This window comes from Saccharothrix sp. HUAS TT1, from assembly GCF_040744945.1.
Taxonomy (GTDB): domain Bacteria; phylum Actinomycetota; class Actinomycetes; order Mycobacteriales; family Pseudonocardiaceae; genus Actinosynnema.
Map to the genome: position 1 here is coordinate 5356718 of NZ_CP160453.1, position 16784 is coordinate 5373501.

Consider the following 16784-nt stretch of genomic DNA (forward strand, 5'->3'; position numbering starts at 1 on the left):
GACGTGACACGGCGCATTTCGCGCCGGGTGCGATCAAACGCGCCTTCCCTTGCGCTGAAATCAGCAATATAGAGCTGAAATCGTCAGCTCGATAAGTCGAAGGGCTTTTCTGATGCGTACTTCTCTGCCTTCTTCCGGTTACACGGTTCGTCAGGCCGCTTGGCTGCTGGGCGTCGAACCGTCCACCCTCTGCCGCGCCGTTCGGCTCGGCAGGCTGCCGCTGGTGCGGCGGCGCGGCCGGTTCGTCATCCCGGCGAGCGTGCTGGTGCGGCTGCTCGGCGAGCCCCGTTCGGGAGGCACGCCGTGAACCTGGTCTCGATCGCTTGGGAGCTGGACCGGCTCCGGTGGGTGCCGAGCGCGGTGCTGGCCCTGGTCGTGGAACGCGACGGACTGTGCATGGAGACGTTCCCGGACCTGCCGCCGTGGGTGGACGAGGAGATGACCGATCGGGAGCTGGCCGCGCGCATGTGTGCTGGCTGCCCGGTGCGGGACGAGTGCTTGGAACTGGCGTTGCGCACGGCCGGTGCGGACGCGGTCGGCGTGTGGGGCGGACTGGCTGCCGACGACCAGCGCGAACTGCGCCCGCACTGGCTGCAACGCGGTGAACGGGTCGAGAGGGGGTCGGGTTCATGAACGCTCTCAGCCTCACGCCGACGCAACTGCTCGCCGGGCTCGGCGTGGTCCTGATGTTGCTGCTCGTCTGGCGGGCTGGTGCTCGGCGAGCGAAGGCCGCCGCGAGTGCGGCAAGGACGAGTGCGCGGTTGGTGTCGCTCGCCGGTCGGGTGGCCGTGAACGCGGTGTTGATCGTGCTGGTGCAGTGGGTGGTGATCACCCATCGCGGTGACGGGTGGTTGCTCCTAGCGGTGCTCGTCGTGCCGGCGCTGTTCGCGTCGTACACGTTGACGCGGGCGCTGACCGTGACGACGTACGAGCCGTCTCGGCGGCGAGGTGAGCGGCGATGAGTGAGCCGGTTGAGCGGGTGGCTCGACAGGTTGACCGGTTGTGCTGGACGGGGATCTTGCTCGGGTTGGCGTTCACGATGACGAACGTCCAGCAGTTCGCGGCGGCTGGTGCTCCGGTGTGGTCGCTCGCGTGGTCTGCGGCTTGGTTGCTCGATCCGATGGTGTCGCTGGTGTTGCTGGCGATCCTTCGGGCCGAGCAGGTCACGGCCCGATATGGCGTCCGGATGGGCGGGTGGGTGCGGGCGGCGAAGTGGTTCACGCTCGCTGCCACGTACGTCATGAACACCTGGAGTGCGTTCGTGGCCGGCTCGGCGGCGCTCGTGGTGCTGCACTCGGTGCCGCCGTTGGTCGTGTTCGTGGCTGCCGAGGCGGTCACGGAGTTGCGGGACAAGCTTGGCGCGGCCGTGAACGCCGTGCCGAGCGCTCCGCCGGCACCGGCGCCCTCGGCTCCGCGGACGTCGTTCGCGGACTACCTCGCCGTGGCTCGGGCGGCGCGGACGCCGGACGTGAAGGTGACGCCGGCGTGGGTCCGGGAGGTCACCGGGTGCTCGCGTGGGTTGTCGTCACGACTCGCAGCGGCGCTCGCCGAGGACGGGGGCCGTTCATGAACGGCGACCTGGTGCCCGCTGAGCCGGTGCTCGAAGGAGAGGTGGTCGGTGAACCTCGATCGTTGGTTCGGCGGCTGGGGAGCGGCTGGCAGCGTGCGCGCGCCGTGCCGCCACAGTTGAAGTCGTCACAATCACTTCAGTATTGGCTAAACACAATCCTCACTTCCCTCGTGCGGCTGCCGGGCCAGCTCCTGAGCGGAGTCGGCAGGGGAGCGGTGGTGGCGGCTCGCGCGTGGCGGCGCTGGGTCCGGGTGAAGGACTACCGGGAGGCTGCCGAGCAGTCCGAGAAGCTGGCGGACAAGTTCGTGGAGATCCGCGCCTTGACCTTGTTCCGGTGGAAGGTGACCGGTGCCGTGTTCGGGGCTGTCTCGGCGGCGCTGCTCGTGCTGTACGTGCTCTACGGCGGGATTGCCATGTGGAGCGCTGCCGGGCTGGCATCGGTGACGCTGGCGATCGTGGGACGCCGGAAGGACGGCTCGCCAGGACGTAAAGCGGTGTTGTCCGGTCCGCGCACGCTCACGTGGACGATGGACCCGCAAGTCCTGGTCGACGCGTTCCGGGACGCGAAGCTGATCGGCAAGGACGAGACCTTGCGGTTGGTCGAGCGCGCGGCGCGCGTGGGGGAGGGCTGGGCGGTCACGGTTGATCTTCCGGCCACGCGGAAGGCTGTGGACGTCATCAAGAACCGGGACGCGCTGGCATCCGCGTTGGCGGTGGACGAGGTACAGCTCATCGTGGAGCGGGTCCGTGGTCGCGGTGGGCACGCGGGCCGGGTGTTCCTGTGGGTGGCCGATGACGACCCGTACGCGGGTCCGCCGTTGCGGACGCCGTTGCTGGATGTGGAGCGGTGGGACGCATGGCGGCCGGTGCCGTTCGGACGGGATGCGCGGAACCGACGTATTGATCTTCCGTTGGTGTGGACGTCGTTGCTCGTCGGTGCGATTCCCAGGCAGGGCAAGACGTTTGCTACTCGGTTGGCTGCGGCAGGGCTGGTGCTGGATGCGTACGCGCGGCTGTACGTGTTCGACGGGAAGGGCGGTAAGGATTGGGAGGCCGGCGAGCAGATCGCTTACCGGTACGTGTGCGGGGACGAGCTTGAGCACGCGTACGACGTGCGGGATCACCTCGTGGAGTTGGTGGCAGAGGTGCAAGCTCGGTATGCGCGGATGGCCACTTTGGACGATGAGGTGTGTCCGGAGTCGAAGATCACGCCGGTCATCTCGCGGGATGCGGACCTCGGGATGCCGATCACTGGCGTGGTGATCGATGAGGTACAGGTGTTCCTGGAGAACCCGACGCGTGAGCAGGTGGGAGGCAAGAAGACCACCCTCGGCGCGTACATCGCTGACCTGTTGACCTACCTCGTGCGGAAGGGGCCGACGGCCGGTGTGGTGGTCATCCTGGCCACTCAGCGGCCGGACTCGAACACCATCCCGTCCCGGCTGCGGGCGGTGCTCGGCTCGCGGTTTGCGTTGCGGGTGATGGACTGGCGTGACTCGAACATCGTGCTCGGCGAGCAGATGAACACGCGTGGGTATGACGCTTCGACGTTGCTGCCGAGTCACAAGGGCGTCGGCATCCTGCGGCCGGACGGCGAGACGGAAGCCGGCGCGGACATGATCGCCATGACCGTGCGGACCTACTACATGCCGAACGCCGAGTGGCGGGTGATCTGTGCGCGTGGTCGAGCGCTGAGGGAAGCTGTGGGCACGCTCGCCGGTCATGCGGTTGGCGACGATGCTCCGCGGCCGATCGACTCGACGTCGGTGGTCAAGGCGATCGTGAGCGGGACGACTGATGGGTGGGTCGTGGACCTGCCGGAGCCGTTGGCGGCAGTCGTGGACTACCTCGGCGAGGGGCTGGACGAGCGCGAGTTCGTGCCCACGTCGGAGTTGGTAGAGGTGCTGGAGGTCGAGGCAGCCACGTTCGCTCGCGAGATGAGCGAGCTGGGGTGCAAGCCGCTGCGGCAGTACGTGCCGGACGGGGAGACCTCACGGCGTGTTCGTGGCTACCTGACGGCGGACATCCGGGCGGCTGTCGAGCGGGTGGCCGCTGATGAAATCGGCTTGCAGGCCGGTGATCGGGCATGACCGCTGACGGCCGTGTCACGGTGCGCCTGCCGGATGAACTTCCTGTGCTGACGCCTGCTACCAGCCGCATACTGCTCGCCATACTGGTCGAACTGACCGAGGTGGAGGTCTTGGACGGACCTCCGGGAGGGGGTGACGATGACTGTTGAAATCAGCCGAGACCCGTGGGCGACGCTGGACGAGCTGCTGGGCGTCGAGGTGGTCGAAGCGATCGAGGACGGGATCGGACCGGTAGCGGTCTACGGGCGGTGCTCGACGGAGGGCAACCAAGATCCCGAGACGTCGCGTGGTTGGCAGTTCGGCAACGCGCGGAAGTTCGTGGAGCCGCTCGGCGGTGTCGTCGCTGAGGAATTCTTCGACGTGGGGCAGTCGCGGTCCGTGCCGTGGGAACGTCGAGAGGAAGCGGCTCGGCTGCTGGCGGCGTTGAAGAACCCGCATCGTGGGTGGAACGCCGTGGTGGTCGGTGAAGGCACACGGTGTTGGTTCGGCAACCAGTTCTCGCTCATCGCGCCGAAGTTCGCCGCGTACGGCGTCGGCCTGTGGGTGCCGGAGCTGGGCGGGAAGTTCGACGCCCGGAACCCGTCACACAAGATGTTGATGAGCGTGCTCGGCGGTATGAGCGAGTCCGAGCGTCAGCACGTGCAGGCACGAGTCCGGGCCGCGATGGATGCCCAAGTGGTGAACGAAGGGCGACACCAGGGCGGACGTGCACCCTACGGCTACGTGGTCGTGGACGGTGGTCCGCACCCGAACCCCAGGAAGGCGAGCGAGGGCTACCGGTTGCGGGTGCTGGCGATTGACGAGCAGTCGGCGGAGGTCGTCCAGCGGATCTTTGCCGAGTACGTGAGCGGTCGAGGTGACCGGGCGATTGCGACGGGCCTCAACCGAGACGGGATTCCCTGTCCATCTGCTCGACGGCCGGACCAGAACCGGCACCGACTGGCCGATGGCTGGCAGGGCAGCACGGTCCGAGCAATCCTGGACAACCCGAGGTACACCGGGTTCGCGTTCTTCGGGCGATGGGCGCGGCAGGAGATGTTGCTCGACCCTGACGACGTGGCAGCCAGCTACGTGATCAGGTTCCGGCGAGCGAGCGCCGATCGGATCGTGCGGTCCCGCAAGCCTGCGCATCCGGCGATCGTGAGTGTCGAGGAGTTCACGCAAGCGCACCTGCTGAGCAAGTCGAAGTCCGCCGGTGGGCTGAAGACGGCTCGCAAGACTGAGCGCGCCGAGCGACCCACGAAACGGCCGTACCTGTTTCGGGGCATCGTCCGGTGCACAGCCTGCGGTCGGAAGATGGAAGCCAGTCCACGGGCGCGCGGCGTGTACTACCGGTGTCCGGCTCGGACGCTCGCGCCCGGATCGCCTGCGCTCGCCACGCATCCGCCAACGGTCTATCTCCGCGAGGACGTTCTTCAGGAAGCGGTGAACGGGTGGCTCGGGCGATTGTTCGCGCCGGAGAACCGGGAGCGGACCGTTGCCGCTCTGGTCGAGTCCCAGGGAACGAACGGCGCGGCCAACGGGAGGGAGGCGGCGAAAGCGCGGCTCGCCAAAGCGGAGGCTCAGTTGAGCCGGTTCCAAGAGGCCATCAAAGCCGGAATTGACCCGCTGGCGCTGGTCGAGCCGATGAACGAGGCGCAGGCGGTTCGAGCTGCCGCGCGGGCGGAACTGGAGGGAACACCGGCACCGGACGCCCTGAGCGCCGCCGAAGTCCACGCGATGATCGACTCACTGGGTAACGTCGGAGCGGCCTTGGCCGATGCTGACATAGAGAGCGTGGCGAGCCTCTACAGGGCGGTTGACCTGCAAGTTCGCTACACGCACACGGCCCACGAGGCTGATGTGATCATCAAACCCGTGGGCCGTGTGAATAGTGCGCGTGTCCGAGGGGGGACTTGAACCCCCACCCCCTTTCGGGGACTAGCACCTCAAGCTAGCGCGTCTGCCATTCCGCCACCCGGACTCGGCTCTCGCCGTGGTGTGGACATAGATTACATGATCGTTCCCGGTGGCCAAAATCGGGGGGTCTTGTGAGAGGTGGGAAGGCTGTATGTGCTGGTAGGAAGCTTGCTGAGGTGGAGGCGGCCGAGGAGGGGAGGGATGGGGCGGGCCTGTGGGTGAGGGGATTCAGGTGTTGCTGAGAGCCGTGGCCTTTGTTCCGATCAGCGTGCTGTCGGCGGTGGGGTTTGGCGAGTCGCGGTGGGTGGTGACGGCAGACGTGCCACCGGAGGTTGGGGCGACGCACTGGTGGCCCAGGTGCAACTGGAGCAGCGGCAGGTCACGGTGTTTTGTGGTCACTCGGCTGCGAGGAGTTTGGGGGCGTCGCTCGCGCGGGAGGGGGAGTTCCGGTCAGGAGTGCGGCTGACCGGAACTGGTTCGGTTCCTCGCGGGGTGGTCGGGTTGGTCAGAGGTAGCCGAACGCCGGGGGGAAGATCAGGACCACGATCCAGGCCCACCCGGCGAACACCGGGAGGTAGGCGGTTTGCCAGCGCTCCAGGCGTGTGAACGGCGTGCGTTTGCGCACCAGGGCGAGCACCAGCCAGGCCGACCAGGCCAGGTTGGCCAGGAGGATGACGTTCTCGCCTAGGGCGGCTGCTTTGTTCGGGGTGGTTCCGTACTCCGTGATTCGGCCGGTGACCTCCAGCAGCACCAGGACGTCGATGGCCAGGGCACTGACGACGAGGGCGAGCTGGAGCTTGTCGAACATCCCGGCGGGCGCCAGTGGGTCGCGGGCGGAGATGGAGTAGAGGAGGAGGCCCAGGACGACGACCAGGAGGAGGTCGAACAGGATCAGGGCCTCGCGTTCGACGTCGATGCCGGAGCTGGTCACGCTGAAGGTGATCAGGAAGGCCAGCAGCACGGCGGTGAACAGGGGGGTGAACAGTCTGGTCAGGACTGGTGCGATGTTCTCCACGACGCTCTGCTTGGCCTCGACCAGCCACCCGGCCACGACGACGGCCGCGGCCGCGCCGCAGGGGACCAGCCACTGGCCGATGAAGGTCTCCGGGGTGATCCCGATGGCCTCGAACGTGCCGAACACGAAGGCGGTCAGCACGCCGCCGCCCAGGGCGATGAGGACGTAGTAGACGAACCACTCGCCGGTGAAGCGGACGAAGTCCATTCGCCGGCGCGGTGAGCGCAGGTCGTCGGACACGTAGGCCAGGCCGACCGCGAACCACAGGGCGATCGGCAGGTGGATGGCGGTCAGCGCCAGCGACTGAGAGTCATCGGTGAGCGGGTAGGCGTTGGCGGCTACCGCGCCGATCGCGAACAACGCCACCAGCGCGCCGATCACCGCGCGTCCGGCGCGGCGTCGCCAGGCCAGGAACGCTGCCAGCCAGGGCAGGACGAGCAGGCCGGCGTTCGGGCCGTAGAACGCGCCGTCGTGCTCGAAGTCGAGCCCGAACAGCTCGGGCGCCTTGATCGCCGCCGCCGCGCCCACCGCGCAGAGGACCATCGTGAGCAGGTCCCGCCGGGAGCGGGTGGTGGCGACCTCGTCGTCGGCGTCGCCGGTCAGCACCAGCTGCTTCCACAGCCGTTCCGAGTGCTCCCGGGCGAACTCGCGGGACAGGTCGTCCAGGCTGCCCATCCGCTTGACCGCCACCAGGAACGCCTCGTCGGTGCGCAGTCCGGCGGCGACGAGCTGGTCGACCGAACCCCGGAGGTGGTCTTCGAGCTCGTCCACGTCCGCCCGCCGCAGCTCCTCGCGGCGCTGCACGTAGTCCCGCCACTGGGTGAACTGCGCCTCCAGGTCGGGCTCGTCGCCGGTCACGAGAGACCTCCGAGCGGGTTCGCCGCGAACGGCCGGGGGTCGGTCCAGATCTCCTTGAGGGCGCCGACGACGGTGTCCCACTGGCGGCGCTGCTCGGCCAGCTCGGCCAGGCCGCCCGGCGTGATGCGGTAGTACTTGCGCCGCCGCTCGCCGGAGGCGGACCGCCAGCTCGACTCCACGTGCCCGAGGCGTTCCAACCGGTGCAGCAACGGGTAGAGCAGGCCCTCCGTCCAGTCCAGCTCCCCGCCGGACAGCTCGCCGATCCGCCGGAGGATCGCGTAGCCGTAGCTGTCCGCCTCGGCCAGGATGCCCAGCACCATCGGCGTCGCCGAGGCGGCCACGAGGTCCTTGGTGACTTTCACTCGTCCTCCACCCTAGAAGTTCTAGGCATAGTAGAACTAGGTATCAGGTGGGGGCAAAGCGCCCTTTCCTCGCCCTGCGGGATTCGAATCCCCTGCTTACGGTCGTCCGGCCATGCCGATCAGCGACGACCGATGGGCCGGTGATGAGCGGAGAGCGCGTCGGGTCCACGCCCTACCTGATGCTGGCCGTCGCCACGGTCGGCTTCGCGGTGAACTTCTGGGCGTGGGCGCTGCTCAGTCCGCTCGGGCCGATGTTCAAGGAGGCGCTGGGGCTCAGCGCGTTCCAGCAGGCGCTGCTGGTGGCGGTGCCCGTGGTGGTCGGGTCGCTGGGGCGCATCCCGGTGGGCGCGCTGACCGACCGGCACGGCGGGCGGGTGATGTTCCCGCTGATCTCGGCCGTGACGATCGTGCCGGTGCTGTTCCTGGGCCTGGTCGGGCATGGCTCGCTGGCGGGGCTGCTGGTCGGCGGGTTCGTCCTCGGGCTGGGCGGGTCGTCGTTCGCCGTCGGCGTGCCGTTCGTCAACGCCTGGTTCCCGCCGCACCGGCGCGGGATGGCGATCGGCGTGTTCGGCGCGGGCATGGGCGGCACGGCGATCAGCGCGCTGACGACGGTCCAGCTGGTCGACGCGGGCGGCGTGCCGACGCCGTTCGTGGTGACGGCCGCCGTGCTGGCGGTGTACGCGGTGGTGGCGTACGCCGTGCTGCGCGACGCGCCCGGCTGGTCGCCGCCGACCGAGCCGACGGCGCGCCGGTTGCGCAGCGCGCTGCGCCTGCCGGTGACCTGGCAGGCGTCGGCGCTGTACGCGGTGGCGTTCGGCGGGTACGTGGCGTTCTCCGTCTACCTGCCCGCCTACCTGGAGACCGCCTACCACCTGGGGCAGACCGACGCGGCGAACCGCACCGCCGGGTTCGTGCTGCTCGCGGTGGTGCTGCGGCCGGTGGGCGGGTGGCTGTCCGACCGGGTGGGCGCGGTGCGGGTGCTGACGTGGGCGTTGGGCGTGACGACGGTCTGCGCGGTGGTGCAGGCGTTCACGCCGGAGCTGATGCCGGTCGGCACGGTGGCGTTCCTGGCCATGGCGGCGGCGCTGGGCGCGGGCAGCGGCGCGGTGTTCGCGCTGGTCGCCCTGCTCGCGCCGGGGCGATCCTGGTCTACCGCCGCCGCACGGTCGGCCCGGTGTTCTCCGCGACCACCCGCAACGACAAGGTGATGTACGTGCTGCTGGTCGGCACGCTGCTGCTCGGCCTCGGCACGACCGTCCTGGGCAACCTGACCGACCACCCGCACGACTACCGCGAATCCGTCTCACCGTGGTTCCGCTCGATCTTCTACTTCCAGCCCCAGCCGGAGCTGATGGCGGACGCGCCGATCGGCTTCCGGCTGCACGCCCTGTCCGCGTGGGCGCTGTTCGCCTTCTGGCCGTTCAGCCGCCTGGTGCACGTGTTCTCGATGCCGCTGGGCTACCTGACCCGTCCGTACGTCGTCTACCGCAGCCGCTGACTCACCCCAGGCGCGCGTCGACCAGCTTCGCCAGCAGGCGCGGTGTCGGGTGCTCGAAGACGTCCCGCACACCCAGCCGGACGCCGACGCGCTGCCGCAGCCGGGTCAGGAGGCGGACCGCGATCAGCGAGTCGCCGCCCAGTTCGAAGTACGACGAATCGGCGTCCACCTCGGCGTCGAGCACTTCCCGGTACACCGCCTCGACGTGGGACAGCACGTCGTGCGCGTCGTCGGCCACGGGCTTGGGCCCCTGGCCGGTGAACGAGGCGCGCAGCGCGGCGACGTCCACCTTGCCGGTGGCGGTGAGGGGGAGGGACGCGCGGGCGTGGACGTGGTGCGGGTGCATGGCGCGGGGCAGCCGGGCCTCCAACGCGCGCACCACGTCGGCGGGCGTGGCCGGGTCGGTCGCGGACGGCACGTAGACGCCCACGAGCGTCGGGTGCTCGCCGTCGACGGCGAAGACGACCGCGGTCGTGACGCCGGGGCACGTGGTCATCGCGCGTTCCACCTCGGCCGGTTCGACCCGGACCCCGCGCACCTTGAGCTGCCGGTCCGCCCGGCCGAGGAAGGTCAGGCCGCCGTCCGGCCGGACGCGCACCACGTCACCGGTGCGGTACGCGCGTCCGGCGGGGGTCGGGGCGAACCGCTCGGCGGTCAGGTCCGGGCGGTGGTGGTAGCCCCAGGCGACGGTCGGCCCGGCCACCGACAGCTCCGAGGCGCCGTTCCCGCGCGGGACCAGGATCTCCCCGATGTGCGGCAGGGCGTGGCCGATCGGCACGTCGTCGGTGTCGAGCAGGGCCCGCCCGACCCGGCCGCCGATGTCGGCGGCGTGCGTGACCATGACCGTCTCGGTCTGGCCGTAGGCGTTGATCAGCCGCACGTGCTCGGGCACGTGCTCGGACCACAGCCGCACGGTGCGGGCGCGGGCCTCCTCACCGCCCATGACGACCGCGCGCAGGCTCGGCGGCAGCGGCTCGCCCGTGGTGACGAGGTGGTCGACCAGCTCGTTCCAGAGGGCGGTGGCGAGGTTGACCACGGTGACGCCGCGGTCGGCGACCACGGCGAGCAGGGTCGCGATGGACGGGTCGGCCGTGCGGTCGTCGCACACCAGGGCCGCGCCGCCGAACAGCGTCGCGTAGATCTCCTCGCCGCTGGTGTCCCAGATCAGCGGGGTCAGGTTCAGCACCCGGTCCTGCTGCGTGATCCCGTACCTGTCGGTCAGCGCCGCGCCCGCGGTGAGCACGGCCCGGTGCGGCACCAGGACGCCCTTCGGGACGCCGGTGGACCCCGAGGTGAACATCAGGTAGGCGAGGTCGTCGGGCGAAGCGGCCGAAGTGGACTCGCCGGTGGGCTCGCCGGCCGGCCCGTCGAACGGCAACGGCGCCACCGGGAGGTCCCGGAGGACGGGCGCGAGCGCGGCGAGGGTGGCGTCCCGGCCGAGCACCGCGACGGCGCCGCCCGTGGTGAGCACCGACCGCAGGCGGTCCTCGGGGTCGCCGGGCGACACCGGGAGGTACGCGGCTCCGGCGTGCAGCACGCCCAGCGCGCCGGCGATGGTGCTCCAGTGCCGCTCGGCCGGCACCGCCACCCGCGCGCCGCGGGGCACGCCGTGCGCGGCCAGGCCGCCCGCGATCCGCCGCACCTCGGTCATCAGCTCCCGGAACGTCAGCTCGCGGTCGCGGTCCAGCAGGGCGGGCGCGTCCGGTGTGGCGGCGGCGACCCGTGCCAGCTCGGCGGTGATGCTCACCGGGGTTCCTCCAGGTGCTCGCGGAGCAGGGACAGGTAGTCGTCGGCCAGCGCGGCGGCCGTGGCGCGGTCGAACAGGTCGGTGCTGTGGGCGACGAAGCCGACCAGGCCCGCGCCGTCCCAGGCCAGCTCCAGCTCCACCTCGAACTCGCTGGTCCGGCTGGGCAGCGGCACCGGCGTGGCGGTCACGCCGGGCAGCCGCAGGTCGTCCTCGGCGAAGTCCTGGACGGTGAACACCGCCTGGAACAGCGGGGTCCGGGAGAGGTCGCGCGGCGGCGAGACCGCCTCCACCACCTGCTGGAACGGCACGTGGCCGTCGTCGTAGGCGTCGAACGCGGTCGACCGCACCCGGCGCAGCAGCTCGGGGAACGCGGGCGCGCCGGACACGTCCACCCGCAGCACGACGGTGTTGGTGAACAGGCCGATCATGGCCTCCTCGTCCGCGCCCTCGCGGCCGGACAGCGGCACGCCGACGCTCAGGTCGTGCTCGCCGGACCGGCGGGCCAGCACGGCGAAGAAGTTGGCCAGCAGCACCATGAACAGCGTCGCGCCGTGCCGCCGCGCGTGGTCGCGGGCGCGCCGCACCAGCTCGGGGTCGACGGTCAGCGGGACGCGTCCGCCGTGCGGCGACCGGATGCGCGGCCGCGGCCGGTCGGTGGGCAGCGCGAGCGGCGGCGCGCCGCGCAGCCGCTCCCGCCACCGGGCCAACGCCTCGGTGTCCGGCGGCTCGGCCGCCGCGCGCCGCGCGTGCGCGGTGTAGGTCTCACGCAGCGGCGGTGGCGGCTCGCCGCGGTAGAACGCGGCCAGGTCGCCGCAGAAAACCGGCAGCGACAGGCCGTCCGCGCAGATGTGGTGGAGCACCACCGAAAGGATGTGGTGATCTTCGGCCAATCGCACCAGCAGCACCCGGAACGGGTTCTCCCGGTCCAGCCGGAAAGGTCGCAGAACGTGATCTTCGTTTTCCCGGGCGGCCTCCGCCTCGGCGTCGGGGCGTCCGGATAAATCGACCCGTTTGGCGGATGCGTGGACCGTCGGCAGTACGAGCTGTCGCGGCTCGCCGGTGCTCAGGTCGATCCGGGTGCGCAATGGTTCATGCCGTTGGACCAATGCCGACAACGCGGCGTCGAGCGCGTCGGCGGCGAGCGGTCCGCGCAGCCGGTGGGCGAACGAGATGTGGTAGGTGCTGGTCGGTCCGTCGAATTGCTCGGTGAACCAGATGCCGTGTTGTGCGGGGGACAGCGGGATGCTCTCGGTGGCCGACCGGATTTCTTCCTGGGTCACGTTTCCCCCGCGAGGACGGGCGTCGGGAACTCCTCAGACGAGGACCTTCGCGACGAACTGGTTGATGTTGCCGAGCATCCGCGCGATCCGCTCGTCGTCGCCGATCGTCTCGGCGGGCTGCGGCGCCGATGGCCGCCGCTTGCGCCGCACGTAGGCGGAACAGGCCAGGTCAGCGCACACGTAGGTGCCGACGGTGTTGCCGCGTCGACCGGCCGCGCCCGCCTTCGGCGCGGCGAACAACCCCACGTCGGACAGCACGTGGGTGGTCAGGCAGAACGCGCACGTGGACGACCTCAGCGCGCTCTTCGGCGGGTTGTTCGCCCGCAGCACGACGCCCACCACCCCCTCGTCCCAGGGCAGCACGAGATAGGCGTTGTTCACCGCGCGCGGGTCGACCCAGCCGAGGAAGTCGGTTTCCGACCAGTCCTTCGAATCGAGGTCGGCGGGTAGGGTGAGCTTCTTCGCTTCGCCTTTCGAGCAGTTGACGAACGACTTTCGAATTTCCTCCGCCGGGGTCGGCCGCACCCTATTGCCCTTCATTTCGCTGACGTGACGCCAAGGCCAGTATGCCGGACGGTCGGCGCGGGTCAACATGTGTCTGCGCGCCGCTTCGACTACACGCACGATCGGGCCCGCGCAAGGGGTGACATGGCTGGCGTCGGCGCTCGCTACGGGTCGTTGCCACGTGAGGTGGGCTGTGCTAGGAAGTGTTTGATCGCACTTGCCGGAAACCGGCGGGAAGGTTCTGGGGAGCTGGGCGGGGCGGTTGGCGCGCATTCCGCGTCGACCGATCACATTCTTGGGGAACGGTGGTGGCCGAGCGCTGCCCGGCCCCGGTCTGTCGCGGCGAGGGGCGGTTGATCGTGCCTGGGGAATGGAATCGAACGGACGCGGCCTTTCCGGCCGACCGCGGGCTGCACGAGTTGGTCGAGGACCGCGTCGCCGACTCCGGCGGGCGCACCGCCGTCGTCTTCGGCGCCGAGCGGGTCACCTACGCCGAGCTGGACGCGCGGGCCAACGGGCTGGCGCACCGGCTGGTCGAGGCCGGTGTCGGGCTGGACGACGTGGTGGCCCTGTGCGTCGACCGGTCGGTGGAGATGGTGGTCGCGCTGCTGGCGATCCTGAAGGCGGGCGGCGCGTACCTGCCGCTGGACCCGGAGCTGCCCGCGAACCGCGTCGCCCAGATCACGGCGGTCGCGCGGGCCCGGGTCTGCGTGGTGACCGACGACCACCGCGCGCTGCTGCCCGACGACGTGACGGCCGTGCCGCCGACGGCGCCGCCCCGGACCGACCGGCCGGACCGGCGCGCGAGCGGCGCGAACCTCGTCTCGGTCTACTTCACCTCCGGCTCCACGGGCGTGCCGAAGGGCGTGGCCAGCAGCCACGAGGGCTGGGTGAACCGGATGACCTGGTCCCAGCGCGAGCACCGGCTGCGGCCGGGCGACACCGTGCTGCACAAGACGACCCTGACGTTCGACGACTCGGCGCTGGAGCTGTTCTGGCCGTTGACGGTCGGCGCCCGCGTGGCCGTCCTGGAACCCGGCGCGCACCGCGACCCGCGGGCGATCCTCGACGCCCTGCAGGCGCACCGCAGCGCGTACCTCCAGGTGGTGCCGAGCATGTTGACGATGCTGCTGGACGAGCTGGAGCGCGGCGGCTGGGACCTGTCGGCGCTGCGCGACGTGACGTCCAGCGGCGAGGCGCTGCCGCCGGAGACCACCGGCCGGTTCCTGGCGCTGCTGCCGTCGGTCCGCCTGCACAACACCTGGGGCGCGACCGAGGTGTCGATCGACTCGACCAACCACACGTGCGGCCCGGCGGACGCGGCGGACACCGGCGCGGTGTCGGTCGGCGTCCCGTTCGACAACAACCGCGTGCACGTGCTCGACGCCGACTTCGCGGAGGTCGGGGTCGGCGAGGTCGGCGACCTGCACATCGCGGGCGTCGGGCTGGCCCGCGGCTACCTGGGCGACCCGGCGGCCACCGCGCGGGCGTTCCTGCCCAACCCGTTCTCGCCCGGCGAACGGCTCTACCGCACCGGCGACCGCGGCTACCGGCGGCCGGACGGCACGGTCAAGTTCGTCGGCCGCGACGACCACCAGGTCAAGATCCGCGGCATGCGGGTCGAGCTGGGCGAGGTCGAGTCGGCCCTGCGCCGCTCGCCGCTGGTCCGCGACGCGGTCGTGGCGCTGCGCCGCCTCGGCGAGGACGACCACCTGGTCGCCTACACCACCCCGGCCGACCCGGACCGCGCGCTCGACCCCGAGGAGCTGCGCGACCTGGTCGCCGACCGGCTGCCCAAGCACATGGTGCCGTCGGTGGTCGTCGTGCTGGACGCGTTGCCGCTCAACGCCAACGGCAAGGTCGACCGGGCGAAGCTGCCCACCCCGGCCCGGCCGCGCGGCGGTGACGCCGAGTACGTGCCGTGCGAGGGCCCCGCGCAGGAGGCGGTCGCCGAGATGTGGCGCGACCTGCTCGGCCTGGACCGCGTCGGCGCGCGGGACGACTTCTTCGACCTCGGCGGCCACTCGCTGATGGCGACCCGGTTCACGGCCAGGGTGCGGCAGCGCTTCGACGTGGACCTGCCGGTGCGCGCGGTGTTCGGCACCCCCACGGTGGCCGAGCTGGCCGAGGAGATCGAGCGCCTGCTGGTGGCGAAGATCGACGACATGTCCGAGGACGAGGTGCGCGCGCTGCTCGGCGGCGCCGAGTGACGGACCAGGACCGGGTGACGAGCAGGACCGGGTGACGACGCAGAGGGGAGTGGGCGGCATGGCCGAGCGCGACGACGAGGACACCCGCACCTACGCGGTCGTGGTGAACGACGAGGAGCAGTACTCGGTGTGGCCCGCCGACCGGGAGGTGCCGGCGGGGTGGCGGGCCGAGGGCGTGACCGGCGCGAAGGACGAGTGCCTGGCGCACATCGCCGAGGTCTGGACCGACATGCGCCCGCTGAGCCTGCGGCGAAAGACGTCCCAGGGCGCGGCGTGACGGCGCTGACCGGTCGGCTGGCCGCGAACCCGGCCGACCTGCTCCACGACGAGGTGCTGCGCCCGCAGTTCGAGCGGGAGGTCCGCCACCTGCTGCCGCACTACGTGGCGGTCGAGCGCGTGCTGGTGGCCGAGTACCGGCGGATGGGCGTGCTCACCGCCGGGCAGGCCGACGAGGTGGACGCCCTGCTCGCCGGGATCGGGCCGGACACCCTGACCGCCGACCCGGACGCGAACCTGTCCGACGTCGCCTTCGCGGTGGAGCGGCACGTCGAGGCCCGGCTGACCCGCCCCGCCCCGCACTGGCACGTGGACCGCAGCCGCAACGACCTCCAGGCGTGCGCGCAGCTGATGTTCGCCCGCGAGCGCCTGGTCGAGCTGGCCGGCGGGCTGCTCGGGCTGACCGGGGCGGCGCACGACCTGGCCGCCGCGCACCTGACCACGCCGATGCCCGGCCACACGCACTACCAGGCCGCGCAGGTGATGACGCCCGGCTTCTACCTGGCCGCGCAGTCCGGCCGGCTGCTGCACACCGCGCGCCGGTTGTTGGCCACCTACGACGGGATCGACGCCTGCCCGCTCGGCGCGGGCGCGATGACCGGGCAGAACCTGCCGTGGGACCGCGACCGGATGGCGCGGCTGCTCGGCTTCGCCGCCGCCGGCCGCAACGCGCTGACCGACGTGGCCTCGCGCGCGTGGGCCGCCGAGATCACCGCCGAGCTGTCCCTGTTCGGCGTGACGACCAGCCGGTTCGCCACCGACCTGATCACCTGGGCGGGCGCCGGGTTCGGCTTCGTCGACCTGCCCGACGAGCTGAGCGGCATCTCCTCGGCGATGCCGCAGAAGAAGAACTTCCCGGTGCTGGAACGCATCCGGGGCCGCACCGCGCACCTCACCTCGTGCCACGTGGACGCGGTGCTCGGCCAGCGCGGCACGCCGTACACGAACCTGGTCGAGGTGTCCAAGGAGGCCGGCGCCCAGCTGTACGACGCGCTGGACACCGCGCGGTCGGTGGTGCGGCTGCTGACCGCCGTGCTGGAGCGGCTGGAGTTCCGGGTCGACCGGATGCGCGCGGCCTGCGAGCGCGAGTACCTAGGCGGATTCGCGCTGGCCACCTCGCTGACGCTGCGCGCGGGCGTGCCGTGGCGGCGGGCGCAGGTGCTGGCCGGCCGGTACGTGGTCGCGGCGCTCGACGCGGGACTGCCGCCGACGACGCCGGACCCGGAGCTGCTGACGCGCGTCGCGGCCGAGGCCGGGCACGCGGTGGCCGAGCCGGGCGAGCTGCTGGCGGCGGCGTTCGACGTCGACCGCAGCCTGCGCGCCACGCCGACCACCGGGTCCGCGCACCCGGACGCGGTCGCGGCCGAGCTGGTCGCCCAGCGCGCGGAGCACGCGGCGCTGACCGACGAGTGGGCGGCCCGGCGCGCCCGGCTCGACCGCGCGCGGGACATCGGGTAACGGCGGGAACCGGGGGA

Annotated in this window: 16 protein-coding genes and 1 tRNA gene; 11 read left to right on the forward strand and 6 right to left on the reverse strand. The window is 71.1% G+C overall.

The features are described 5' to 3' along the window. Positions 1-112 precede the first annotated feature (112 nt). From AB0F89_RS24310 to AB0F89_RS24335, 6 genes are all read left to right on the forward strand, one after another. Positions 113-307, forward strand: coding sequence for a helix-turn-helix domain-containing protein (locus tag AB0F89_RS24310; protein WP_367127883.1), 195 nt, complete (start codon positions 113-115; stop codon positions 305-307). Continuing rightward, positions 304-633 carry a WhiB family transcriptional regulator gene (locus AB0F89_RS24315; RefSeq protein WP_367127884.1) on the forward strand — a complete coding sequence of 110 codons (330 nt, stop codon included), beginning with the start codon at positions 304-306 and terminating at the stop codon, positions 631-633. Before AB0F89_RS24310 ends, AB0F89_RS24315 begins: the two co-directional genes overlap by 4 nt. Beyond that, a complete protein-coding gene (locus AB0F89_RS24320) occupies positions 630-962 on the forward strand; it encodes a hypothetical protein (RefSeq protein ID WP_367127885.1) in 333 nt (110 codons plus the stop codon). Before AB0F89_RS24315 ends, AB0F89_RS24320 begins: the two co-directional genes overlap by 4 nt. Further along, positions 959-1570 (forward strand): hypothetical protein, encoded by a 612-nt coding sequence (locus AB0F89_RS24325; RefSeq protein ID WP_367127886.1) that lies wholly within the window; start codon positions 959-961, stop codon positions 1568-1570. Before AB0F89_RS24320 ends, AB0F89_RS24325 begins: the two co-directional genes overlap by 4 nt. Further along, positions 1567-3660, forward strand: coding sequence for a cell division protein FtsK (locus AB0F89_RS24330; RefSeq protein WP_367127887.1), 2094 nt, complete (start codon positions 1567-1569; stop codon positions 3658-3660). The genes AB0F89_RS24325 and AB0F89_RS24330 overlap by 4 nt, the downstream gene beginning before the upstream one ends. A 138-nt stretch (positions 3661-3798) precedes the next feature. Further along, positions 3799-5559, forward strand: a complete 1761-nt coding sequence (locus AB0F89_RS24335; protein ID WP_367127888.1) for a recombinase family protein — start codon at positions 3799-3801, stop codon at positions 5557-5559. Here the strand turns inward: AB0F89_RS24335 and AB0F89_RS24340 are convergent. From AB0F89_RS24340 to AB0F89_RS24350, 3 genes are all read right to left on the reverse strand, one after another. Next, positions 5541-5623 (reverse strand) — tRNA-Leu (locus tag AB0F89_RS24340). The genes AB0F89_RS24335 and AB0F89_RS24340 overlap by 19 nt on opposite strands. A gap of 441 nt (positions 5624-6064) precedes the next feature. Further along, the gene (locus tag AB0F89_RS24345; RefSeq protein WP_367127889.1) at positions 6065-7432 is read right to left on the reverse strand and encodes a permease prefix domain 1-containing protein; all 1368 of its coding nucleotides are present in this window, start codon (positions 7430-7432) and stop codon (positions 6065-6067) included. Further along, a complete protein-coding gene (locus tag AB0F89_RS24350) occupies positions 7429-7794 on the reverse strand; it encodes a PadR family transcriptional regulator (protein WP_367127890.1) in 366 nt (121 codons plus the stop codon). Before AB0F89_RS24350 ends, AB0F89_RS24345 begins: the two co-directional genes overlap by 4 nt. A 143-nt stretch (positions 7795-7937) precedes the next feature. Between AB0F89_RS24350 and AB0F89_RS24355 the strand changes: the two genes are divergently transcribed. Together AB0F89_RS24355 and AB0F89_RS24360 are read left to right on the forward strand one after the other, a co-directional pair. Beyond that, positions 7938-9002 carry an MFS transporter gene (locus tag AB0F89_RS24355; protein ID WP_367127891.1) on the forward strand — a complete coding sequence of 355 codons (1065 nt, stop codon included), beginning with the start codon at positions 7938-7940 and terminating at the stop codon, positions 9000-9002. Further along, the gene (locus AB0F89_RS24360; protein ID WP_367127892.1) at positions 8969-9292 is read left to right on the forward strand and encodes a respiratory nitrate reductase subunit gamma; all 324 of its coding nucleotides are present in this window, start codon (positions 8969-8971) and stop codon (positions 9290-9292) included. Before AB0F89_RS24355 ends, AB0F89_RS24360 begins: the two co-directional genes overlap by 34 nt. Before the next feature lies 1 nt (position 9293). Here the strand turns inward: AB0F89_RS24360 and AB0F89_RS24365 are convergent, their stop codons facing one another. From AB0F89_RS24365 to AB0F89_RS24375, 3 genes are read right to left on the reverse strand one after another with little or no spacing between them, the layout of a single operon-like run. Beyond that, positions 9294-11039 carry an amino acid adenylation domain-containing protein gene (locus AB0F89_RS24365; protein WP_367127893.1) on the reverse strand — a complete coding sequence of 582 codons (1746 nt, stop codon included), beginning with the start codon at positions 11037-11039 and terminating at the stop codon, positions 9294-9296. Further along, on the reverse strand, positions 11036-12319 hold the full coding sequence (locus AB0F89_RS24370) for a condensation domain-containing protein (protein ID WP_367127894.1): 1284 nt from the start codon (positions 12317-12319) through the stop codon (positions 11036-11038). The genes AB0F89_RS24365 and AB0F89_RS24370 overlap by 4 nt, the downstream gene beginning before the upstream one ends. Positions 12320-12352: 33 nt before the next feature. After that, positions 12353-12859 (reverse strand): FBP domain-containing protein, encoded by a 507-nt coding sequence (locus AB0F89_RS24375; protein WP_367127895.1) that lies wholly within the window; start codon positions 12857-12859, stop codon positions 12353-12355. A 383-nt stretch (positions 12860-13242) separates the two neighbouring features. Between AB0F89_RS24375 and AB0F89_RS24380 the strand changes: the two genes are divergently transcribed. Genes AB0F89_RS24380 through AB0F89_RS24390 form a run of 3 tightly spaced genes read left to right on the forward strand, consistent with a single transcriptional unit; the run spans position 13243 to position 16767 of the window. After that, positions 13243-15033: an amino acid adenylation domain-containing protein gene (locus AB0F89_RS24380; RefSeq protein ID WP_367127896.1), complete on the forward strand. Its 1791-nt coding sequence runs from the start codon at positions 13243-13245 to the stop codon at positions 15031-15033. A gap of 58 nt (positions 15034-15091) precedes the next feature. Next, positions 15092-15310 (forward strand): MbtH family protein, encoded by a 219-nt coding sequence (locus tag AB0F89_RS24385; RefSeq protein ID WP_367138992.1) that lies wholly within the window; start codon positions 15092-15094, stop codon positions 15308-15310. Further along, positions 15307-16767 carry an argininosuccinate lyase gene (locus tag AB0F89_RS24390; RefSeq protein WP_367127897.1) on the forward strand — a complete coding sequence of 487 codons (1461 nt, stop codon included), beginning with the start codon at positions 15307-15309 and terminating at the stop codon, positions 16765-16767. The genes AB0F89_RS24385 and AB0F89_RS24390 overlap by 4 nt, the downstream gene beginning before the upstream one ends. The last annotated feature ends 17 nt before the right edge of the window (positions 16768-16784 follow it).